Origin of the sequence: Streptomyces viridochromogenes DSM 40736 (assembly GCF_000158955.1) — a bacterium.
Lineage (GTDB): Bacteria > Actinomycetota > Actinomycetes > Streptomycetales > Streptomycetaceae > Streptomyces > Streptomyces venetus.
Genome location: NZ_GG657757.1, coordinates 3,961,691 through 3,983,675, shown reverse-complemented (window position 1 = coordinate 3,983,675; position 21,985 = coordinate 3,961,691). Strand labels below are relative to the sequence as shown.

20 protein-coding genes and 1 pseudogene are annotated in these 21,985 nt (G+C 72.3%); 9 read left to right on the top strand and 12 right to left on the bottom strand.

Annotated features, from left to right (window positions below):
- Positions 1–10: 10 nt before the first annotated feature.
- Entirely contained in the window at positions 11–199 is a 189-nt protein-coding gene (locus tag SSQG_RS17380) for a hypothetical protein (RefSeq protein ID WP_003991114.1), read from the top strand.
- A 19-nt stretch (positions 200–218) separates the two neighbouring features.
- Here SSQG_RS17380 and SSQG_RS17375 read toward each other — a convergent pair whose 3' ends face one another.
- Positions 219–1,862 (bottom strand): DNA repair helicase XPB, encoded by a 1,644-nt coding sequence (locus SSQG_RS17375; RefSeq protein WP_003991113.1) that lies wholly within the window; start codon positions 1,860–1,862, stop codon positions 219–221.
- Positions 1,863–2,029: 167 nt separating this feature from the next.
- Between SSQG_RS17375 and SSQG_RS39240 the strand changes: the two genes are divergently transcribed.
- Complete coding sequence (locus SSQG_RS39240) at positions 2,030–2,284, top strand: ATP-binding protein (RefSeq protein ID WP_003991112.1); 255 nt, start codon at positions 2,030–2,032, stop codon at positions 2,282–2,284.
- On the opposite strand, the gene SSQG_RS17370 is transcribed toward SSQG_RS39240, so the two are convergent.
- The 3 genes from SSQG_RS17370 to SSQG_RS17365 form a co-directional block, all read right to left on the bottom strand.
- Positions 2,262–2,453 (bottom strand): hypothetical protein, encoded by a 192-nt coding sequence (locus tag SSQG_RS17370; RefSeq protein ID WP_039932953.1) that lies wholly within the window; start codon positions 2,451–2,453, stop codon positions 2,262–2,264. The two genes, SSQG_RS39240 and SSQG_RS17370, sit on opposite strands and share 23 nt — an antisense overlap.
- A gap of 127 nt (positions 2,454–2,580) precedes the next feature.
- Positions 2,581–2,712, bottom strand: coding sequence for a hypothetical protein (locus tag SSQG_RS43465; protein ID WP_276327078.1), 132 nt, complete (start codon positions 2,710–2,712; stop codon positions 2,581–2,583).
- 175 nt (positions 2,713–2,887) lie between these two features.
- Positions 2,888–5,422 (bottom strand): helicase C-terminal domain-containing protein, encoded by a 2,535-nt coding sequence (locus SSQG_RS17365; RefSeq protein ID WP_039932951.1) that lies wholly within the window; start codon positions 5,420–5,422, stop codon positions 2,888–2,890.
- Positions 5,423–5,597: 175 nt separating this feature from the next.
- Between SSQG_RS17365 and SSQG_RS17360 the strand changes: the two genes are divergently transcribed.
- Both SSQG_RS17360 and SSQG_RS17355 read left to right on the top strand, forming a co-directional pair.
- Positions 5,598–6,647, top strand: a complete 1,050-nt coding sequence (locus SSQG_RS17360) for a hypothetical protein (RefSeq protein WP_003991109.1) — start codon at positions 5,598–5,600, stop codon at positions 6,645–6,647.
- Between the two features lie 156 nt (positions 6,648–6,803).
- Positions 6,804–7,418, top strand: coding sequence for an HAD family hydrolase (locus SSQG_RS17355; RefSeq protein ID WP_039932948.1), 615 nt, complete (start codon positions 6,804–6,806; stop codon positions 7,416–7,418).
- Here SSQG_RS17355 and SSQG_RS42755 read toward each other — a convergent pair.
- Entirely contained in the window at positions 7,397–7,645 is a 249-nt protein-coding gene (locus tag SSQG_RS42755; protein WP_039932946.1) for a hypothetical protein, read from the bottom strand. The genes SSQG_RS17355 and SSQG_RS42755 overlap by 22 nt on opposite strands.
- Before the next feature lie 163 nt (positions 7,646–7,808).
- Between SSQG_RS42755 and SSQG_RS43460 the strand changes: the two genes are divergently transcribed.
- Entirely contained in the window at positions 7,809–8,192 is a 384-nt protein-coding gene (locus SSQG_RS43460; RefSeq protein WP_003991106.1) for a cold-shock protein, read from the top strand.
- A 15-nt stretch (positions 8,193–8,207) separates the two neighbouring features.
- Here the strand turns inward: SSQG_RS43460 and SSQG_RS17340 are convergent, their stop codons facing one another.
- The 4 genes from SSQG_RS17340 to SSQG_RS17325 all read right to left on the bottom strand — a co-directional run bounded on the left by SSQG_RS17340 (position 8,208) and on the right by SSQG_RS17325 (position 11,861).
- A complete protein-coding gene (locus SSQG_RS17340) occupies positions 8,208–9,056 on the bottom strand; it encodes a 1,4-dihydroxy-6-naphthoate synthase (RefSeq protein WP_003991105.1) in 849 nt (282 codons plus the stop codon).
- Positions 9,046–9,837 carry a futalosine hydrolase gene (locus SSQG_RS17335; RefSeq protein WP_244299499.1) on the bottom strand — a complete coding sequence of 264 codons (792 nt, stop codon included), beginning with the start codon at positions 9,835–9,837 and terminating at the stop codon, positions 9,046–9,048. Before SSQG_RS17335 ends, SSQG_RS17340 begins: the two co-directional genes overlap by 11 nt.
- Positions 9,807–10,304, bottom strand: a complete 498-nt coding sequence (locus SSQG_RS17330) for a DUF2771 domain-containing protein (RefSeq protein WP_244299159.1) — start codon at positions 10,302–10,304, stop codon at positions 9,807–9,809. Before SSQG_RS17330 ends, SSQG_RS17335 begins: the two co-directional genes overlap by 31 nt.
- 123 nt (positions 10,305–10,427) lie before the next feature.
- Positions 10,428–11,861, bottom strand: coding sequence for an MFS transporter (locus SSQG_RS17325; RefSeq protein ID WP_039932943.1), 1,434 nt, complete (start codon positions 11,859–11,861; stop codon positions 10,428–10,430).
- A gap of 253 nt (positions 11,862–12,114) precedes the next feature.
- Between SSQG_RS17325 and SSQG_RS17320 the strand changes: the two genes are divergently transcribed.
- The 3 genes and pseudogenes from SSQG_RS17320 to SSQG_RS17310 all read left to right on the top strand — a co-directional run bounded on the left by SSQG_RS17320 (position 12,115) and on the right by SSQG_RS17310 (position 17,164).
- Positions 12,115–13,038, top strand: coding sequence for a DUF3027 domain-containing protein (locus SSQG_RS17320; protein WP_003991101.1), 924 nt, complete (start codon positions 12,115–12,117; stop codon positions 13,036–13,038).
- Between the two features lie 73 nt (positions 13,039–13,111).
- Positions 13,112–16,247: pseudogene (locus tag SSQG_RS17315) on the top strand (sacsin N-terminal ATP-binding-like domain-containing protein).
- A 158-nt stretch (positions 16,248–16,405) separates the two neighbouring features.
- Complete coding sequence (locus tag SSQG_RS17310; RefSeq protein ID WP_003991099.1) at positions 16,406–17,164, top strand: hypothetical protein; 759 nt, start codon at positions 16,406–16,408, stop codon at positions 17,162–17,164.
- A 78-nt stretch (positions 17,165–17,242) separates the two neighbouring features.
- Here the strand turns inward: SSQG_RS17310 and SSQG_RS17305 are convergent, their stop codons facing one another.
- Positions 17,243–19,636 carry an HAD-IC family P-type ATPase gene (locus SSQG_RS17305; RefSeq protein ID WP_003991098.1) on the bottom strand — a complete coding sequence of 798 codons (2,394 nt, stop codon included), beginning with the start codon at positions 19,634–19,636 and terminating at the stop codon, positions 17,243–17,245.
- Between the two features lie 147 nt (positions 19,637–19,783).
- Positions 19,784–20,077, bottom strand: coding sequence for a DUF2530 domain-containing protein (locus SSQG_RS17300; RefSeq protein WP_003991097.1), 294 nt, complete (start codon positions 20,075–20,077; stop codon positions 19,784–19,786).
- A 117-nt stretch (positions 20,078–20,194) separates the two neighbouring features.
- On the opposite strand from SSQG_RS17300, the gene SSQG_RS17295 reads away from it, so the two are divergent.
- Positions 20,195–21,646 (top strand): NCS2 family permease, encoded by a 1,452-nt coding sequence (locus tag SSQG_RS17295; protein ID WP_003991096.1) that lies wholly within the window; start codon positions 20,195–20,197, stop codon positions 21,644–21,646.
- A gap of 18 nt (positions 21,647–21,664) precedes the next feature.
- Here SSQG_RS17295 and SSQG_RS17290 read toward each other — a convergent pair whose 3' ends face one another.
- Positions 21,665–21,853, bottom strand: coding sequence for a ribbon-helix-helix protein, CopG family (locus tag SSQG_RS17290; protein ID WP_003991095.1), 189 nt, complete (start codon positions 21,851–21,853; stop codon positions 21,665–21,667).
- Positions 21,854–21,985 lie beyond the last annotated feature (132 nt).

The following is a 21,985-nucleotide window of genomic DNA, read 5'->3' as shown; positions in this document are numbered from 1 at the left end:
CCATGGAGACATGAGCGCAGCAACCGTCTCCCCCGCCCCGGGCCCGGGCCGCCCGCCCGGCGCCACCGCAGTGACGGGCAGCCACCACCACCGCCTCGGCGACGCCCTGCGCGCCGTCAAGGTCTTCGCGGGCGCCGCCTTCGACGTGATCATCCTCGGCCAGTACGGAGAGGAAGTGGGCGTGGTCCGCCGCAAGTGAGCCGGCGGACCCGCCGTCCTCAGCTCTCGGCCAGCAGTTCGTCCGCGTCCACGATCCGGTACGCGTACCCCTGCTCCGCCAGGAAGCGCTGCCGGTGCGCGGCGAAGTCCTGGTCGATGGTGTCCCGGGCGACCACGGAGTAGAAGTGGGCCTGGTGGCCGTCCGACTTCGGGCGGAGCACGCGGCCCAGACGCTGGGCCTCCTCCTGGCGGGAGCCGAACGTCCCGGACACCTGGATCGCGACCGTCGCCTCCGGCAGGTCGATCGAGAAGTTCGCGACCTTGGACACCACGAGCACGCTGATCTCGCCCTCCCGGAAGGCGTCGAACAGCTTCTCCCGCTGCGCGTTCGACGTCTCGCCCTTGATCACGGGCGCGCCCAGGTGCTCACCCAGCTCGTCGAGCTGGTCGATGTACTGGCCGATGACGAGGATCTGCTGCCCGGCGAAGCGGCGCACGATCGCCTCGGTGACCTTCCGCTTGGTGTCGGTCGTCGCACAGAAGCGGTACTTCTCCTCCGTCTCGGCCGTGGCGTAGGCGAGCCGCTCGGCGTCCGTCAGGCTGACCCGGACCTCCACACAGTCGGCGGGCGCGATGTAGCCCTGTGCCTCGATCTCCTTCCAGGGCGCGTCGAACCGCTTGGGGCCGATCAGGGAGAACACGTCCGACTCGCGGCCGTCCTCGCGGACCAGGGTGGCCGTGAGGCCGAGGCGCCGACGGGCCTGGAGGTCGGCGGTGAACTTGAAGACCGGCGCCGGCAGCAGGTGCACCTCGTCGTAGACGATCAGCCCCCAGTCCCGCGAGTCGAACAGCTCCAGGTGCGGGTAGACGCCCTTCCGCTTCGTCGTCAGCACCTGGTACGTGGCGATCGTGACGGGCCGGATCTCCTTCCGCGTCCCGCTGTACTCGCCGATCTCGTCCTCGGTGAGCGACGTCCGCCTCACCAGCTCGTGCTTCCACTGCCGGGCGGAGACGGTGTTGGTGACGAGGATCAGCGTCGTGGACTTGGCCTGCGCCATCGCTCCGGCGCCGACCAGCGTCTTGCCCGCACCACACGGCAGGACGACCACGCCCGACCCGCCGTGCCAGAAGTTCTCCACGGCCTGCTTCTGGTACGGCCTGAGCGCCCAGCCGTCCTCGGCCAGCTCGATCGCGTGCGCCTCGCCGTCGACGTACCCGGCGAGGTCCTCGGCCGGCCAGCCCAGCTTCAGCAGGGTCTGCTTGATCTGCCCGCGCTCGGAGGGGTGCACGGCGACCGTGTCCGGGTCGATCCGGGTGCCGACCAGCGGGGCGATCCGCTTCGAGCGCAGGACCTCCTCCAGCACCGGACGGTCCGTGGTGGTCAGGACCAGGCCGTGCGCCGGGTGCTTGGACAGGGTGAGCCGCCCGTAGCGGTCCATCGTCTCGGCGATGTCGACGAGCAGCGCGTGCGGCACCGGGTAGCGGCTGAACTGCACCAGCGCGTCCACGACCTGCTCGGCGTCATGGCCCGCCGCACGGGCGTTCCACAGGCCCAGCGGGGTCACCCGGTAGGTGTGGATGTGCTCCGGCGCCCGCTCCAGTTCCGCGAACGGGGCGATGGCCCGGCGGCAGTCGTCGGCCTGCTCGTGGTCGACTTCCAGCAGCAGGGTCTTGTCGGACTGGACGATCAGCGGACCATTCACGCGCGGCACCCTTTCCCGTGGCCGGACGGCTCGGACGGTTCGAACGACTCGGCCAAACGTCCAGTGTGCCTGATCGTCCGCCTCGGATGGTGTGATGTGCACGGCCGAGGGACCCGGCTCCAGTCGGCAGGCTCGACGAGGAACCGGCCGCTCTCGACGCGCACCCCCTGCTGATCGTCGACGAGGTCGGCTACACGCCCTTCGACGCGGCGACCGCGGGCCTGTTCTTCCAGCTGGTCGCGCACCGCTACGAGCGGGCCTCACTGATCGTCACCAGCGACCGGCCGCTCGGCCGCTGGGACGAGGTCTTCGGTGCCTCCGCCCCGGCGCTCACGGACCGCCTCGCCCACCACGCCGAGCTCGTCCGGCTCGACGGCGACAGCTACCGGACACGCCGTACTACTTCGGCATGGGCAGAGTGACGTTGTTGATCAGCGGGCCCTCGACGGAGACCCCCTCCGTGACCAGGGACTCGGGGCCCGCGCCCGGCAGGGGCAACGGGAGCGCGGGCGGGGCCGCGGCGGCGGAGGGCGCGAGCACGGCCACGAGGGCGACGGCGAGCAGAGCGACGACGGGGAGCTTTTCACGCATGGGGACGACAGGCCCTTTCACGTAAGACCCTTTCACGTACGGATGCACCTACGGAGCGGCGGGGGACGCCGCACCGCGGGCCGGCCCGGAAGGCGGGGACCGGCCCCGGCGGGTGCGCGCGGGCGGATCAGATCTGCGGCGTCTCGATGACGAGGCCGGCGACATCGATGCCGACCGCCGCGGCCGGAGTGGCGAGTCCGCCGAACATCATCAGGGCGGCGGTGGCCAGGACGGCGGCGACTCGACGGGCAGCACGCATGCGGGGACTTCCTTTCGGCAGCACTCACAGGACACCCGGTGGCTGCCCCCGAGCACCCGGCGCGATGCGACCCGCCCGGCAAGCTCGCCCAAGGGTGGGAACTCCCCGGCGTGGCGTGCATGAACATCGGCGTGCACCCGAACGGGTGAGACACGCCCGGCCGGTGGAGCGGCCGTCAGCCCGCGTCGTCGGCGAGCTCCGCGACCCCCGTGACCCGGTGCAGCGGATACGTACGGACCTCGTCCGCCGTGTGGTCGTACGCCGTGACGAAGCCGCCCTCGACGCGGATCGGGGCGATGACCCGCTGGCTGGCGGTGCCCTCGGCGTTGACGTAGCCGATCCACACGGCCTCGCCGGTCAGGACGGCGGCCTGCATGGTGGCGAGGGTCTCGGCGGAACCGGTGCGGGGCAGCTCACCGCCCGCCGTGGGCGCCGTGCCGGGCTTGCGCGGGGTGGTGGAGGCCAGGTCACCCGCCCGGATCGCGCGCAGCGCCGCCGCGAGGAGGGTGTCGTCGGGGACCGGCGGGCCGTCCGGGACCGGCTCGGGCGCGCTGCGGGGCGGGGTGCGGTGGGCGAGGGCACGGGTGATCAGCACATCGCCCTCGGCGGACTCGGCGGCCGGCGCGAACCCCATCGCGCGCAGCCCCTCCAGCAGCCCCGCGGGGTCGGCCTGCGCGGCCAGCACGGTCGGGGCGAGCCGGCGCAGCCCCAGCGCCGCGGCCCGCTTGTCGGCGAGGATCTCGCTGAGCACGGCGTCGTCGTCGCAGCGCACGTACGCCGAGGCCGCGCCCACCCGCAGCTGCCCGTGCCTGCGGGCCACGTCGTCGATCAGGTAGGCGAGCGGCTGCGGCACCGGTGTACGGGAGTGCGCGGTGAGGAAGGCGTGCAGGTCGGAGGCGGCCTGCCCGGCGTCGAGGGCGCGCCGCACCGAGCCGGGCGTGAACCGGTAGACGGTCGCCCCGCCCTTGGACTCGACGTCCGCGAGCACCCCGAGCATGTCGGCGAGGTGCTTCTCCAGCGGGCCGGGCGCGACCGCCGTCAGGTCGGCCTGGAGCAGCACGTGATCCAGCGGTTCGGGCAGCAGGGGCGTGAGGAGCCGGACCGCGGCGGCGGAGGCGACGGCCTGTTCGGCCGGGGAGAGCCGGGCGCGCGGCGGGGCCGGCCGGTGGTGGACGGGGAGCTTGTCGCCGGGACCGGAAGGTGCCTCGCCCGGGCCGGACGGCGCCGCCGGGGCGCCCAGCAGGGCCCGGCCGTGCGCCGACAGCGCGCCCCGGCCGGTGACACCCAGCAGCTCCGCCTCGGACAGCGCCCACTCGGCGAGACGGCCGCGCAGGTCGTCCTCGCGCCGGTCGCCGCGCAGGGGCCGCTCCCAGCGCAGCCGGGCCAGGACCGACCCGGCGTCCGGCGCGGCGCCCTCGGGCAGCCCGGCCAGCAGCCCCAGCACCCGGTGCCGTACCTCGGGCGCCGCCGAACGGTCCAGGCCCGGCCCGAGCGCCGACAACGTACGGTCCTTCGCGTCCCGCCCGCCCACCAGACCCGCCGTCCGGGTCGCCGCGAGCCACGCCGTGGCCAGCCGCGACCACCGTTCGGCGGCGGGCAGCTCCCGCCACTCGTCGTACTCCGGGGTCGCCGCGTACCGCTCGTCGGCCTCACCGTCCGAGGCGATCAGGCCCGCCGCGTACGCCAGTTCCACCCAGAACGCGGCGACCGGCTCCGACGCGTCCAGGGCGACGGAGGTCCGCTTCAGGTCCCGCACGCTCAGCCCACCGGCCCGCAGCACCGCCGGGCCGCCCTCGTCCCAGTCCTTCAGCAGCTCCTCGACGGTCGCGAGCGCGGTGTACGCCTGCCCGGCCGCGGTGCTGTCCACAACCTGTGGACGATGAACGGCTGCGGCCTCGACCACCGGCGGCACCGGCTCCGGCGTCCGGTGCGCGAGCCCCCGCCGCAGATGCAGGGCCACCTCACGCGGCAGGACGACCGTCCCGGGCGCCGTCGGCAGCAGCAGGCCCCGGTCCAGCAGCCAGCGCAGCCGGGGCGCCGGGTCGGGAGTGACCTGCCCGTACGGCGGCCCCCACACCAGACGCTCCAGCACCTCCAGGGAGTCGGCCGGAGCCCCGGCGAGCAGCGCGGCCATCCGCTTCCGGTGGGTGAACAGGCCGGAGAGGGCGGTCACCGCGGAGACCGAGTCGTGGGTCGAGGGCAGCCCGGCGGCCACGACGATCTCCTGGATCCGCCCCGGCGACATCCCGGCGGTGGCCTCCTGGACCGTCGGACCCAGACCCGTCGGCGAGGGGTGCTGCGGAGCGGGAGCCAGCAGCTCACGGGCGGTACGGACCAGCCGCAGCCGGTCGTCGCCGCCCCAGACCAGGGCCTGCTCGCGCAGGGTGTCCAGGGCGTGCGGCAGGGCTGCGACGACGGCCGGGTCGGCCTCGTCCCCGGCCATGAGCCCGAGCAGCTCGTCGTAGGTCGCCGGGTCGGCCGCCACGGCCAGCGCCTCCGCCGTCTGGAGCGCGAACCGGTCCAGCCGCTCCAGGGCCCGCACGACCGAGGCCCGGGTGCCTGCCCGGGTCGCGAGCTGTGTGAGGTCGGTCGGCACGGGCGTGATGAGATCCGGTCGGCTGCGCAGGAGCCCGCCCAGCGACACGTCGTCCCGCCCGCGGAGCGCTTCCGCGAGGGAACGGGGGGCCGGGGGCCTGTCCTCGGTGCTCATCCGGTCCACGTTAGCGGGTCGCCTCCGGCGGGTGAGCCGACCGACCGCTGCCGGGCGCCGGGGCGATGCCGGGGCGGTAGCCGGGACGGTGTCGGGGCTTTTGTGCCACCCGCGCGCACTCGCGGTACCGTCGTCCGACGGCGTCAGCCAACGCACACGCCCCGGAGGGGACTTCGTGGGGATTGAGAGCGACCAGGTCGTTTACGAGTATCTGAGCCGTGTCGGCGACGTGGCCCAGCAGCGGCAGTTGTCGTCGGCCACCCGCATGCGCCTGGTCGCGGACCTGCGCGACGAGATCGACAAGCGCCGCGCGAAAGCCACCGTCGACTCGCCCGCCGCCGTCCGCCGCATCCTGTCCCGCATCGGCAGCCCCGACGATGTCGTGACGGCGGCCGCCGACCGTACCGGCACTGCTTATGGCACTTCTTCCGGCGGTGCGCCGGAGAGCGCGCCCGCCGCCGTCCCCGTGCAGCGCGACCGGGAGCCGCGCGCTGCGGAGGACGAGCGCGGTGAGCGTCCGAGGGGGGTGCTCCGGCGCGTCGTGCCGCGTCCCCGCCCGGAGCGGTCCGCCGAGGAACCGCGTCCGGCCGCCTCCGAGGGCGCGGCCCCGCCGCACCTGGCCGCCGGGCACGAACTCGGGGACGGCGTGGTCCAGCCGGACTGGTGGCGGGTGGACAGCAGCCCGTTCGGCGTGGGCGACGAGGTGCCGGGCTTCGTGGGCGGTGTGGAGCTGCCGGACCTGCTGAAGCCGCCGCAGCAGCGAAAGGTGGAGAAGGAGGCGGGGAAGGGCGCTGAGAAGGACACCGTCCCTGTGGTCGAGGCGGTCGAGGCGGCCGAGGTGGCGGAGAAAGCCGGGGGCCGGCGGCGGCTTCCGCGTCTCCCGGCCGGCGGGTGGAGCAACCCGCTCCTGCTGATCGCCGCGGGCCTCCTCGTCGCGGGTGCCGTTGTCGGCAACTGGTTCGTCCTGCTTCTCGGCTGGCTCATCGCGTACGCCTCCCGTCGTCTGACCCAGGCGGAGACGAAGTGGGCGGTGGTGATTCTGCCGAGCCTCGCCGTGGTCGGGGGGCTGGTCTGGCTCTGGGGGAGGATGAACGACCGCTGGGGTGCGCCTGTCGCCGAAGGGCATGTGAATGCGGCGGTGGCGGAGACGTGGCCATGGGTGGTGCGGGGGGCGGCGGTGGCCTCGGCGTTGTTCCTGGTGTGGAGGTCTCAGCGGCAGCGGTGACGGCCGCCCCGGGGCGTGGGTGCTGGGGTGTTGCGCAGCCCGGCGGTGCGGGGTGCCTCCCACCCTCCCCCGAGCTCTCGGTTTCGCTCGAGCAGGGGGACCCCCATCGCCCCGGCGGCACGACTGCCCGTAGCTCGGGGCGGGCAGAATGGCGGAGTGGCTATTACCGTCGGCTTCGACCTCGACATGACCCTCATCGACTCCCGCCCCGGCATCCGCGCCTGCTACCAGGCACTGTCCGAGCGGACGGGGACCTACATCGACGCCGACCTGGCGGTCACGCGGCTCGGGCCGCCGCTGGCCGAGGAGCTGATCAACTGGTTCCCGGAGGAAGAGGTCGCGACCGTGGCCGACGTGTACCGGGAGATGTACCCGGCCATCGCCGTCGCCAAGACCCCGGCACTGCCCGGCGCCCGGGAGGCCATAGCGGCCGTACGGGAGGCCGGCGGACGCGCGATAGTCGTCACCGCCAAGTACGAGCCCAACGCCAAACTGCACCTGGCCCACCTCGGCATCGAACCCGACGCCGTCATCGGTGACCTGTGGGCCGAGCAGAAGGCGGAGGCGCTGCGCGAGCACGGCGCGGGGGTCTACGTCGGCGACCACGTCGGAGACGTACGCGGCGCCCGGGCGGCCGGCGCGCTGTCGGTCGCCGTGGCGACCGGCCCCTGCTCGCCGGAGGAACTGCGCGCGGCGGGCGCGGACGTCGTTCTCACGGACCTGACCGAATTTCCCGGCTGGTTTTCGGACTACCGTCCCGCACGCGCCTGACGCCGTCCGGCTGCCACGGAACGCAGTACTCCCGCGCCGGCCATCAGGAATCCGACTGCCATGAGCATGCTCAATCCGAACATGTACGTCGGAAAGGGCGTCGTCCCGAGGAACAGCGGGGCGACCGTGACCAGTGTGGCCACGGCACCGATGAAGAACACGACGGCGCCGGCACGGACCAGACGGTCACCGGGAGCGGCGGAATTCGTTTGGGTTTTGTCACGCACCCGACCAGGGTAGTTCCCAGCGCGAAGGAACAACCGGGTGACGTCTTGTCACCGGCCTGAAGAGCATTAGCCTTGGTACCGGCGGGTCCGTACGACCCGCCCGAGTGCTATCAAGAGCCGTTTCAGAAGCAGTTTTCCGACGAGTACGAGGACGAGGACAGACGTGCCTACCGGCAAGGTCAAGTGGTTCAACAGCGAGAAGGGCTTCGGCTTTCTCTCCCGCGACGACGGCGGTGACGTCTTCGTCCATTCCTCGGTCCTCCCCGCCGGAGTCGAGACGCTCAAGCCGGGCCAGCGGGTGGAGTTCGGTGTCGTCGCCGGACAGCGCGGCGACCAGGCGCTGTCCCTGGCGATCCTGGACCCGACCCCGTCCGTCGCCGCCGCGACCCGCAAGAAGCCGGACGAGCTGGCCTCCATCGTCCAGGATCTGACGACGCTCCTGGAGAACATCACGCCGATGCTGGAGCGGGGCCGCTACCCCGAGAAGACCGCAGGCAAGAAGATCGCCGGCCTGCTGCGCGCGGTCGCCGACCAGTTGGACGTCTGAGGCCCTGAGAGCCTCCTACGGGAAACGCAGCCCGTTCGGGCCGAGGGGCGGTACCAGTCCCTCGGCCGCCGCGCGGGTCAGCAGCCCGCGTACGGCGGCGTAGCCGTCCTCGCCGAGGTCGGCGGTGAACTCGTTGACGTACAGCCCGATGTGCTGGTCGGCGACGGCCGGGTCCATCTCCTGGGCGTGTTCCATGACGTAGGGGCGCGACGCCTCGGGGTCGTCCCAGGCGGCCCGCACGGACGTCCGGATCGAGTCGGCCAGCAGCCGCAGCTTCTGCTCGCCCAGCGACCGCTTGGCGATGATCGCGCCCAGCGGGATGGGCAGCCCGGTGGTGTTCTCCCAGTGCTCGCCCATGTCGGCGAGCTTGTGCAGCCCGTAGTTCCGGTACGTGAAGCGCGCCTCGTGGATGACGAGCCCCGCGTCGACCTTCCCGTCCCGCACCGCGGGCATGATCTCGTGGAACGGCATGACGACGATCTCGCCGACCCCGCCGTCCAGGGTGTCCGCGGCCCACAGCCGGAACAGCAGGTAGGCGGTGGACCTCTCGCTGGGCACGGCGACGGTACGGCCGGCCAAGTCGACGTCCGCCTCCCGGGTCAGCACCAGCGGCCCGCAGCCCCGCCCCAGCGCGCCCCCGCAGGGCAGCAGCGCGTAGTCGTCCAGAACGTACGGCAGCACGGCGTACGACACCTTCAGCACGTCGAACTCGCCGCGCTCGGCCATGCCGTTGGTGATGTCGATGTCGGCGAAGGTCACGTCCAGCGCGGGGGCGCCGGGGACGCGGCCGTGCGCCAGGGCGTCGAAGACGAAGGTGTCGTTCGGGCAGGGGGAGTACGCGATCTGCAGCTGCTCAACTGTCATGCCTGTTCCAACTCTCCAGTACGGGCACGAGCTTCCCGAAACCCCCGGTCAAAGCGGCCAGGGCGTCCCCGATGCGCCAGGCGGCACGATCCCGGGGCCCGACGGGGTTGGAGATCGCCCGGACCTCCAGCACGGGCACTCCGTGCGCGACGGCGGCCTCGGCGACCCCGAACCCCTCCATGGCCTCGGCGAGCGCGGTGGGGTGCCGCTCGCGGAGCGCGGCGGCCCGGCTCGCGGTCCCGGTCGCGGTCGACACGGTGAGCACGGCCCCGGGGCGGGCCCCGGCCGCGTCGGCGACCAGCCGAACGAGGTCCCCGGGCGGCTGATGCCTGACCGTCCCGAACCCGAGCTCGGTGACCGACAGGAACCCGTCCTCGGTCTCGGCCCCCAGATCGGCCGCGACGATCTCATCAGCGACGACGAGGGACCCGACGGGCGCGTCGGGCAGAAACCCCCCGCCGATCCCGGCGGAGACGACGAGGTCGTACGGGTGGCCCTGGAGGGAGGCGGCGGTGAGCGCAGAGCCGGTCGAAGCACCGGCAAGCCCGGGCCCGACCCCGACGACGATCACGTCGACCCCGCCGCTGCCGTGAGCAGCCGAATCGCTGCTCCCGACGTGGGCACGGCCCACAGCGCCGAGTACCTCGGCATCGGACCCCGGCGACAACCCGCCGAAGGCCGACACCACCGCATCCCTCTCCACAGGAACCGCGGTGGCGACAAGCACCCGGCTAACCCCAGCGGCAGCGATCAGGCGTCCTTCTCGAGCTTGAAGTTCCAGAGCCCGGAGGTGTCCTTCGCGCCCTCCTTGATGGACACCAGCGTCGAGTTGCCCTGCGCCCCGTACTGCGCGTTGAAGAACACGCTGCCCGGAATGGTGCGGTACGTCTTCGTGCTGGAGTCGGTCAGTGGCTGACCGTTCATCAGGATCGTCCAGCCCTCGTCGGCGATCTCCGGGTCGACGCCGAAGCGCACGGTCTCGTCCGGGTCGACCGAGATGGTCTTGATGCCCTTGTCCTTCAGGCACTGCGTGAGGTCGGACGGCTTCAGGGCGTCGCCCTCGCCGCCACAGGTGGCCTCTGAGTTCACCGAGTCCTGACCCACGGTGACCGTGGCGATCGGAGTCGGCTTGTCACAGGCCGACAGGACGAGCAGTCCGGCGGATACGACGCCGGCGGCGGCGACGACGCGGCGGCGTCGCACAGCACGGAATCCATCAGCGGCTTCGCCGCGGGGCAACCTGGTCATGGGCGAAGGCTATCGGGCACGCGCGTCGGACCGCCCACGCGGGGTGCGGCTCGACGGAGATCCACCAGGAGATCCACCAGGAGACCCACCAGGAGACCCAACAGGAGATCCGCCAGAAGGGCGCTACGCCACCCGCGTCCGCGTCGTGCCGCCGCGCCGGGCCGAGTCGATCAGCCCCCGCACGGTCGTCACCCAGCCCGCGCCGACGATGGCCGCGCCCACCGCCAGCCCGGCCGTGCCGTTGAGCGGCATCACGATGCCGATCGCCCCGCCCAGCACCCAGGACATCTGCAGCAGGGTCTCGGAGCGGGCGAAGGCCGACGTACGGACCAGCTCGGGCACGTCCCGCTGGATCAGCGCGTCGAGGGACAGCTTGGCCAGGGCCTGCGCGAACCCGGCCACCGCGGCCAGAGCGGCCACCAGGACGGCACTGAAGAACAACGCCGCCAGGATCGCCACACCGAACACGCACGCCACGACCGTCACGATGATGATCTCCGGCGCCCGGGAGCGCAGCCAGGCCCCGACGGCCGTGCCGAGCGCGTTGCCCGCGCCCGCCGAGACGCCGACTATCCCGAGGGACACGGCCGCGCTCTGGCCGGAGATCGGGTGCTCGCGGAGCAGGAAGGCGAGGAAGAAGATCAGGAAGCCGGTGAGACAGCGGATGGAGGCGTTGACGGCCAGGGCATGGGTGACGGCCGGTCCGACCGTGCGCAGCCCGGGGCGCTTGACGGGCCGGCGGTGCGGTCCGTGCAGGTGCTGTTCGTCGGCGGCCAGCAGGGCGCGGTCCTCGCCCTTGGCGGAGTCGACCTTCGGCGGCAGCCTGAACGACAGGAACGTTCCCGCTACGAAGATCACGAAGGCGCCGATGAGGGGCCAGCGCGGTCCGATCTGCTGGAGCCCGGCGCCGACCGGCGCGGCGATGCCGGTGGCGAGGAGCCCGCCGAGGGTGACGCGCGAGTTGGCCTTCACCAGGGAGAAGCCGGGCGGCAGCAGCCGGGGCACGACGGCGCTTCTGACCACCCCGTACGCCTTCGAGGCGACGAGGACGCCGAGTGCCGCCGGGTACAGCTCGATGCTGCCGCTGACGACCGCGCCGGACAGGACGATCGCGAGCAGCGCCCGGGCGAGCATCGCGCAGGCCATCGCCGCGCGGCGGCCGTGCGGGACGCGGTCGAGGAGGGGGCCGACCACCGGCGCGAGGAGGGTGAAGGGCGCCATGGTGATGGCGAGGTACAGCGCGACCCGGCCCCGGGCCTCGTCGGTCGGCACGGAGAAGAACACGGTCGACGCGAGGGCGACGGTGATCATCATGTCTCCGGCGCCGTTCACAGCGTGCAGCTCGATCAGCTTGCCGAGGCCGGACTCGCCGGCGCCGTGCGCGTGGGTGGCCTTGCGGATGCCGCGGGCGGTGCGGGTCACCGGGAAGTGCAGGGCACGGCCGAGCCGGCGGAAGGAGCCGCCCAGACGGCCCGTTCCGCTCAGTCGGCTGTTTCCCTTGACCCCTTTCGACCCACCGGTCCCGGTGGCGCCCGGGGGCGTCTTCGCGGCTGCCACGTCGTCATAGTGCCCCGTGAAGGCCGTGGGTAGTGCCGTTACCGCTTGTATTAGGGCCTGTGGGGTGACTGTCCGATTGGTCGGGTCATGGCACCGTCGGTGTACGCGAAGGAGGGCGGAAGGGTAGCGTTCGTATCTCGGCCATCCCGCAGAATGGATGAAGGACGTCGACGCGGTCCCCTGGTCCGCTCCGTCCGCCCTGGCGCTGGGAGTGGCGCACTCGTGAGACGGCGTATGGAGAGAAGCGATACCTGTGAGCGCAGCGACAACGCGAAGCCGCACCCCTGACCGTCTGTGCGCCGAGGCCGTCGACCTCGCGCGCAGCGCCGCCGAGGAGGCCGCCGCGCCCGGTGTGGTCGGCGAGCACGTGGGTGTGGTCTCCGAGGGGGACCGCGTTGTCACGCACTTCTTCGAGTGCCGGGAGCTCGGGTACCGGGGCTGGCGCTGGGCCGCGACGGTGGCCCGGGCGTCCCGCGCGAAGATCGTCACAGTGGACGAGGTGGCGCTGCTGCCCGGCCCGGACGCGGTGCTCGCGCCCGAGTGGGTGCCGTGGAGCGAGCGGCTGCGCCCGGGCGACATGGGCCCGGGGGATCTGCTGCCCACCGACGCGGAGGACCTCCGGCTGGAGCCGGGCTACTCCGGTGAGGACGAGCCGGCGCCGAACTCGGCCGTGTCGCACGAGATGGCCGACCTGGTGGAGGCGGAGGACGCGGACGTCACCTCCGGCCCGCCGGCGCGCCTCCCCACCCCGTCCCGCGGCTCCGTCGCGGCGGTGGCGGAGGAACTGGGCATGCGCCGCGCCCGGGTGCTCTCCCGCTACGGCCTGCACACCGCGGCCGACCGCTGGGAGGAGGCGTTCGGCGCCAAGACCCCCATGGCCCAGTCGGCCCCCGCGACCTGCGCCACCTGTGGCTTCCTCGTCCCCATCGGAGGCTCCCTGGGCCAGGCCTTCGGCGTCTGCGCCAACGAGTTCTCCCCGGCCGACGGCCGTCTCGTCTCCCTGTCCTACGGCTGCGGCGCCCACTCCGAGGCCGCGGTCATGCCCCGGCCCCCGCGGCCGGCCCCGCCGGTGATCGACGAGACCCGGGTGGACCCGTTCCCCCTGCGCCCGGCACCCGACTCGGGTTCGGTGCCGGCGACGTCGGACGAGGACACCGAGGAACTGGGCCACTCCTGAGGGACGTGGCGGACACCCCCCGCTCCCCAGGCGGTACCTTCGTCCTCACGTCGACGAGGAGAAGGAACGGAACGTGAGCAGCAAGTTCGTGCGGCCCGCCGCCGAGGGGGCCGACCCGTTCGGTACGGCCCGCCTGCGGCGCGGTGTCCTCGACGCCTGGGCCACCAGCCCCGCCCGGTTCCGTGAGGACGCCAACGCCGAGGAGGACCTCGTCCTCGGCGGCTACCGGGACCGGCTCGTCGTCGAGCTCGCCCAGAACGCCGCCGACGCCGCCGCCCGGGCCGGGGCGCCGGGGCGGTTGCGGCTCACCCTGCGGGAGGGCGTCCTCGTCGCCGCCAACACCGGGGCGCCGCTGGACGCGGCCGGTGTCGAGTCGCTGTCGACCCTGCGGGCGTCGGCGAAGCGCGAGACCAACGAGCACGCCGTCGGGCGTTTCGGCGTCGGCTTCGCCGCCGTCCTGTCCGTCACCGACGAGCCCGCCCTCGTCGGCCGGCACGGAGGGGTCCGCTGGTCCCTCGCCGAGGCCCGGGAACTGGCCGCCGACACCGCCCGGCACAGCCCCGGCCTCGGAGACGAGATCCGGCGACGCGACGGGCACGTACCGCTGCTACGGCTGCCGTTCGCCGCCGAGGGCTCCGCGCCCGGCCCGTACGACACCGCCGTCATCCTCCCCCTGCGCGACACCCCCGCCGCCGACCTCGCCGAACGCCTGCTGCGGGCCGTGGACGACGCCCTGCTGCTCGCCCTCCCCGGCCTCGAAGAGGTCGTCGTGGAGATCCATGACGAGAGCCCCCGGACGATCTCCCGCCGCACCGACGGCCCCTTCACCGTCGTCGACGACTCCCTGGACGGCGTCACCCACTGGCGCACCTCCGCCGCGCACGGCCCCCTCACCCCCGAGCTGCTCGCCGGCCGGCCCGTCGAGGAGCGGCTGCGCCCCCACTGGTCGGTCACCTGGGCCGTGCCCGTCGACGCCGACGGCAGCCCCGCCCGGCCCCGCACCAGCCCGGTCGTACACGCCCCCACGCCCAGCGACGAGCCGCTCGGCGTCCCGGCCCTGCTCATCGCCTCGTTCCCGCTGGACTCCACCCGCCGGCACGCCGCCCCGGGTCCGCTGACCGACTTCCTGGTCCAGCGCGCGGCCGACGCGTACGCCGAACTCCTCGGCGGCTGGCGGCCGGTGACCGCGGGACTCATCGACCTCGTGCCCGGCCCGCTCGGCCAGGGCGAGCTGGACGGCGTCCTGCGCCAGGCGATCCTGGAGCGACTGCCCCGGACCGCCTTCCTGCCCCCCGCCGTCCCGCCCGCCGCCCACGACGGTGACGACGAACTGCCGGAGTCCCTCCGTCCCCGGGACGCCGAGATCGTCGAGGGCGCGGGCGCGGACACCGTGCGGGTGCTCGCCGAGGTGCTGCCCACCCTGCTGCCCGCCGGGCTGGAACGGCGCGCCGAGCTGCGCACGCTGGGCGTGGCACGCGTCCCGCTGACCGACGCGATCGACCGGCTCGCCGGGCTGGAGAAGGAGCCCGGCTGGTGGCGGCGGCTCTACGACAGCCTGGCCGGGGTGGACCCGGACCGGCTGTCGGGACTGCCCGTGCCGCTGGCGGACGGCCGTACGACCATCGGGCCCCGGCAGGTGCTGCTGCCCAGTCCGGAGGCCGCCCGGATCGACCCGGAGGTGCTGGCCCGCCTCGGCCTGAAGGTCGCGCACCCGGACGCCGCGCACCCGATCCTGGAGAAGCTGGGCGCCCTGCCCGCGACCCCACGGGCCGTCCTCACCACCCCGCAGGTGCGGGCCGCCGTCGCCGCGTCGCTCGACGACGAGGGCGGCGTGAACTGGGAGGAGGACGCGCTCGACGCCGAGGAGCTGGCCGACACCGTGCTCGCGCTGGTGCGGGACGCGGGGCTGGAGCCCGGTGACGAACCCCTGGCTCGGCGCGCTCGCCCTGCCCGACGAGGACGGCGAACCGGCCCCGGCCTGTGAACTCGTCTACCCCGGCGGCCCCTTCGCCCAGGTCATGCGCGAGGGCGAACTGGCCGCGGTGGACGCCGAACTGGCCGGCAAGTGGGGCGAGCAGCCGCTGGCGGCCTGCGGGGTGCTGGTGACGTTCGCGCTCGTCCGGGCGACCGATGTCGTCCTCGACCCCGACGAACTGGAGCCCCGCGAGGGCGACTTCGCGGAGCCCGACGACCCGGGCCTGCTCGACGCGGTCGACGTGTGGTCGGAGGACGTCCTCGACCGTTTCCCGGACAGTCCGGTACCGCCGGTGGCCACCGAGATCATCGCCGTCCGCGATCTGGACCTGGTCGACGAGGACAAGTGGCCCGAGGCCCTGTCCCTGCTGTCGCGGCCGCCCCTGCGGGACGCGATCGTCCAGCCGGTGCGGATCCTGCTGCACGACGGCACGCACGAGGCCGTCCGCCCGTACACCGCCTGGTGGCTGCGCGGGAACCCGGTCCTCGACGGCCGCCGCCCCGCGGGCCTCCGCTCGGCAGGCGGCGACCCCCTCCTGCGCGGTCTCTACGACGAGGCCGACGCCACCGGGTTCGAGGACGAACAGGTGCTGCGGGCCCTGGGCGTCCGGACGTCCGTCGCCGCGCTGCTCGACGAGCCCGGCGGAGCCGCCGAACTCCTCGACCGCCTCGCCGATCCCGAGCGCGAGGTGACGGACGCGCAGCTGCACGCGCTGTACGGGGCCTTGGCCGAGCTGGACCCGGAGCAGGTGACCCTGCCGGACGACCTGCGCGCCGTCATCGACGGGCGGGTCGAGGTCGTGGACGCGGCGGAGGCCGTCGTGTGCGACTCCCCGGACCTGCTGCCCTTCACCTCCGGGGTGCCCCTCCTCCCGGTCCGCCCCTCCCGCGCCGCCGAACTGGCCGAGCTGTTCCAGGTGCGGCGGCTGAGCGAGTCGGTGACGGGGGAGGTCACGTCCGAGGGCGTGGAGCACGGCGTACCGGACGCCGTCCGTGCGCTGCTCGGCTCACGCACCCCCTCCTCCTACGTCGAACACGAGGAACTCGTCGTCGACGGCGTGGAGATCGACTGGCGCCTGACGGAGGACGGCGTCCTGCACGCCGCCACCCTGGAGGGTGTCGCGGCCGGGCTCGCCTGGGCGGCCGGGCAGTGGCCGCGGCGGTTCGAGGTGGCGGCCCTGCTGGAGGACCCGTCGCGCACGGAGGAACTGGCGCGGGACCGGTGGTTCGACTGACGGCGAGGTCGTGCGAGATCTTCACACGAATTATTCACCTCCCGTACAACCTTTCCACCGCCTTGCGGATCTGATCGCGTGAGTCACCAGACTCCACGATCACCTGGGCCCCGAGAGCCGACGAAGAGCACCGGGGCCCCTCTCCACCTGGGGAACGCATGCGCATTCGAGCCACCGTGGCCGCCGTCACCGGCGCCCTGGCCCTCTCCGCCCTCGCCGTGCCGGCCGCGCAGGCCGACGGCGGATTCGGCGACACCCGGATCACCAAGGTCGTCGTCGACGGCGACAACAAGGTGTCCGTGGGCATATCGAGCCCGAAGACGATCACGGTCAGCGTGACCGCCACCGACGACTCGGGCATCCTGGGCGCTGAGGAGTTCTCGCTGGAGGGCCCCGACTACGGGTACTTCTCGACCGGCAAGCCCACCTGCAAGGCGTCGAGCTCCACCACCTCGACCTGCACCGCCTCGGTGCTGGTGGACCCGAAGGTGGACATGCTCAGCAACGCCAACGCCGGTACCTGGTACGTCAGCGCCTGGATCGATGCCAAGGACGACGACTACATCTGGAAGGACAAGGCCGGTTCCTTCCAGTTCCAGCGCGCCTCCCAGCTCACGGTCAACGCCTCGCCCGAGCCGGTGAAGAAGGGCAGGACCATCACGGTCACCGGCAAGCTGTCCCGGGCCAACTGGGAGACCCTCAAGTACGCCGGTTACACCAACCAGTCGGTGAACCTCCAGTTCCGCAAGAAGGACAGCAACACCTACAGCACGCTGAAGACGATCAAGTCCAACTCGACGGGCAACCTGAGCACCACGGTCACGGCCTCCACGGACGGCTACTTCCGCTACTCCTTCGCGGGCACCACGACCACCCCGGCGATCAACGCCGCGGGCGACTTCGTCGACGTGCAGTAGAGGAACGTAAGGGGCGCGGGGCTGTTGTCGATATGCGGCTCCGCCGCGCGGGCGCGACAAGCCACGACGGCGCAGCGCTCAACCGGAAAAGCGGCGGTCCACCCACCTCCACACGACCTCCAGGGCGACCGCCGCCACCGCCGCCACCCCCACCCCCGCCCACGGCAGGGTCACCCCCACCAGCTTCAGCGCGAAGAAGTGCTGCAGCGACGGCACCATCAGCACCACCAGGAACGCCCCGCCCATCGAGGCGACCAGGCCGAGCCGCCACCAGGTGTACGGGCGGGCGATGATCGCCAGGACCCACATGGAGATGAGGAACAGCGTGAGCGTCGCGACGCTGGTCTCCGCGTCCAGGGCGCCGGGGCCCGTGTAGTGCTCCCGGGCGATCAGGTACGTCACGAAGGTCGCCGCCGCGGCCACGACTCCGCCCGGGATCGAGTACCGCATCACCTGCCGCACGAACTGCGGCTTCGCGCGCTCCGTGTTGGGCGCGAGCGCGAGGAAGAAGGCCGGGATACCGATCGTCAGCGTGGACAGCAGGGTCAGGTGGCGCGGCAGGAACGGGTACTCGACCTGTGAGCAGACCACCAGGACCGCCAGCAGCACCGAGTAGACCGTCTTCACCAGGAACAGCGTCGCGACCCGCGTGATGTTGCCGATGACGCGGCGCCCCTCGGCCACCACCGACGGCAGCGTCGCGAAGCTGTTGTCCATCAGCACGATCTGCGCCACCGCCCGGGTCGCCTCCGAGCCGGAGCCCATCGCGACGCCGATGTCGGCGTCCTTCAGGGCGAGGACGTCGTTCACGCCGTCGCCCGTCATCGCGACCGTGTGCCCGCGCGACTGCAACGCGCCCACCATGTTCCGCTTCTGCTGCGGCGTGACCCGGCCGAACACCGTGGCCTCGTCGAGTGACCGCGCCATGCCGTCCTGCTCGGCGGGGAGCCGGCGGGCGTCCACGGTGGTTCCGGCCAGGCCCAGCTTGGCGGCGACCGCGCCGACCGACACCGCGTTGTCGCCGGAGATGACCTTGGCGGCCACGTCCTGGTCGGCGAAGTAGCGCAGCGTCTCGGCTGCGTCCGGTCGCAGCCGCTGTTCCAGCACGACCAGGGCGGTGGGGCGTGCCCCCTTGGCCACCTCGGGGTCGTCGAGGTCCCGGTCGACCCGGGCGAGCAGCAGCACCCGCAGACCCTGCTCGTTCAGCCGCTCGGTCTCGGTGAGGGCCGGGTCGTCGCCGGGCAGCAGGACGTCCGGCGCGCCCAGCAGCCACGTGGTGCTCTGCCCGTCGCCCTCGCTGAACGCGGCGCCGCTGTACTTGCGGGCCGAGGAGAAGGGCAGCGCCTGGGTGCAGCGCCAGCCCTCGACGGCCGGGAAGCTGTCGATGATCGCCTTCAGGGAGGCGTTGGGCCGCGGGTCCGACTCGCCGAGGGCGCCGAGCACCTTGCGTACGTACGTCTCGTCGGCGCCCTGGAGGGGCCGCAGCTCGGTGACGTCCATGCCGCCCTCGGTGAGGGTGCCGGTCTTGTCGAGGCAGACCGTGTCGACCCGGGCCAGCCCCTCGATCGCGGGCAGCTCCTGGACGAGGCACTGCTTGCGGCCCAGCCGGATGACGCCGATCGCGAAGGCGACGGAGGTGAGCAGGACCAGTCCCTCGGGAACCATCGGGACGATCCCGCCGACCGTCCTCGCCACGGAGTCCTTGAAGTCGTTGTTCTTCACGAACAGCTGGCTGATGATCAGGCCGATCGCGGTCGGGACCATCATCCACGTCACGTACTTGAGGATCGTGGAGATACCGGAGCGCAGCTCGGAGTGGACCAGGGTGAACCGGGACGCCTCCTCGGCGAGCTGCGCGGCGTACGCCTCCCGCCCGACCTTGGTGGCCTGGAAGGCCCCGCCGCCCGCCACCACGAAGCTGCCGGACATCACCTGGTCACCGGGGCGTTTGACGACCGGGTCGGCCTCGCCGGTGAGCAGCGACTCGTCGATCTCCAGACCGTCGGCCTCGACGCAGACGCCGTCGACGACGACCTTGTCGCCGGGCCCGATCTCGATCAGGTCGTCGAGGACGATCTCGGAGGTGCTGACCTGTCCGGAGGTCCCGTCCCGGCGGACGGTGGGCCGCGCCTCGCCGATCAGCGCGAGCGAGTCGAGCGTCTTCTTCGCCCGCCACTCCTGGACGATCCCGATGCCCGTGTTGGCGAGGATCACGAAGCCGAACAGGCTGTCCTGGATCGGCGCGACGACGAGCATGATCAGCCACAGCACGCCGATGATCGCGTTGAACCGGGTGAAGACGTTCGCACGGACGATGTCGACGGTGGAGCGGCTGCTGCGCACCGGCACGTCGTTGACCTGTCCGCGTTCCACCCGTTCGGCGACCTGAGCACCGGTCAGGCCGGTCACGCGCGAGGTGACCGCCCCCGGCCGCGTGGAGTCGAGCCGGGCACCCGCGTCGAGATGCGTCATGCATTCGACGGTACGTGCGGATTTGCCGCGTCACCTGCCGAATGCGGAGAAGATCCGACCTGGGGAGGACGGCCGTCGTGCCCTGGTCGTACGGCGGTTGTGGGCCCGCGGATCACCGTCGGACCCTGGTGCCACGGCGGGGAGGTCCTACTGGGCCGAGGGTGTCGAGGGGGCCGGAGGAGTCGCCTGCGCGTCCTGGGCGGCGGCGCGCTTGATCGCGGCATCGCGCCTGCGGACGTACCAGATGCCGATGAAGCCGAGCCCGCCCCCGGCCAGGCAGGTCCACAGCCACCAGGTGTGGCCGTGGTCGTCGAACCAGCCGTAGAAGGGGAGCTGGACCAGGAAGAGGACGAACCAGAGGATCGTGCCGCCGGTGATCGTGGCGACCACGGGGCCCTCCAGGGGCTCCGGCGCCTCGTGTCTGGGGGTCCATTTCGCCATGGGGACAGCTTACGAGGCGATCAGGTCTACGCGCGGAGATGGCCGATTGGGAGTTTATATGTTCATACTGAAACGGTTTGTGTCTGACCACTTCTCTTCGTAGGAAACACCAAACACATGTCGTCCTCGGCTCCCGCCAAGGCCCCCGCCCCTGAACAAGGGGGAGCCGGGCCCACGTACGGCGCACTCGACCGCTTCTTCCGGATCTCCGAGCGGGGCAGCACCCTGTCCCGTGAAGTCCGGGGCGGCCTCGCCACCTTCTTCGCGATGGCCTACATCATCGTGCTGAACCCGATCATCCTCGGCAGCGCGAAGGACATGTACGGTCACCAGCTCGACAACGGGCAGCTGGTCACCGCGACGGCCCTCACCGCCGCGCTCACCACCCTGCTCATGGGCGTCATCGGCAACGTGCCGATCGCGCTGGCCGCCGGTCTCGGCGTGAACTCCGTCGTCGCCCTCCAGCTCGCCCCACGCATGTCCTGGCCGGACGCGATGGGCATGGTCGTCCTCGCCGGGTTCGTCGTCATGCTGCTGGTCGCCACCGGGCTGCGCGAGCGCGTCATGAACGCCGTCCCCTACGGGCTGCGCAAGGCCATCTCCATCGGCATCGGCCTGTTCATCATGCTGATCGGCCTCGTCGACTCCGGCTTCGTCTCCCGGATCCCGGACGCCGCCCACACCACCGTCCCGCTCCAGCTCGGCGCCGACGGTCACCTGGACGGCTGGCCGGTCCTGGTCTTCGTCCTGGGCGTGCTGCTCACCCTCGCCCTGATCGTGCGCAAGGTGTCCGGCGCGATCCTGATCTCGATCGTCGCCATGACCGTCGTCGCCGTGGTCATCGAGGCGGTGGCGAAGGTGCCGAGCTGGGGTCTCACCACCCCGAAGTGGCCCGGCAACCCGGTGGCCAGCCCCGACTTCGGCCTGGTCGGCCAGGTCAGTCTCTTCGGCGGCTTCGGCAAGGTCGGCATGCTGACCGGTGTGCTCTTCGTCTTCACCGTGCTGCTGTCGTGCTTCTTCGACGCGATGGGCACGATCATGGGCGTCTCCGACGAGGCGAAGCTGACGGACGCGCAGGGCCAGATGCCCGGTATCAACAAGGTGCTGTTCGTCGACGGCCTCGCGGTCGCCGCCGGTGGTGCCAGCTCCTCCTCCGCCACCACCGCCTTCGTCGAGTCCACGGCCGGCGTCGGCGAGGGGGCCCGCACCGGCCTCGCGAACGTCGTCACCGGCGGACTCTTCGCCGTCGCCCTCTTCCTGACCCCGGTCGCCACGATGGTGCCGTCCCAGGCGGCCACCCCGGCCCTGCTCGCGGTCGGCTTCCTGATCATGGCCGGCTCGGTCAAGGAGATCGACTGGGCGGACTACACGATCGCGATCCCGGCGTTCGTGACGATGGTGATGATGCCGTTCACGTACTCGATCACCAACGGCATCGGCATGGGCTTCGTCACCTTCGTGGTGCTGCGCCTGGCGGCCGGGCGGGGCCGGGAGGTGCCGGTGGCGATGTACGCGGTGGCGGCGGTGTTCGCCTTCTACTACCTGATGCCGGCGCTGGGTCTCACGTGATCCTGATCCACCGGGCCGTCAGGTGACGCCGTAGAACTTCTCCGACTCCTCGACGGCGGCCTGGAACCGCTGGTCGAAGTCATCTCGAACGAGCGTCCGGACGACATAGTCCTGGACGCTCGTTCCTCTTTTGGCGGCGTGATGCCGGAGCCGTTCGAGCAGTTCGCGGTCTATGCGCAGGCTGAGCACACTGGTCCCCATGACCATGAGGGTCGCGGCATCCTTCGGTGCGGTGTATCCCGTTCCGCCACCGGATCACCCATACGAGTGGTGTCACGGTTCCGTGGCCGACGTCACGGGTGTTCTGTGTGTCCCCGGTTGGTATTTAGGTAGGGTAAT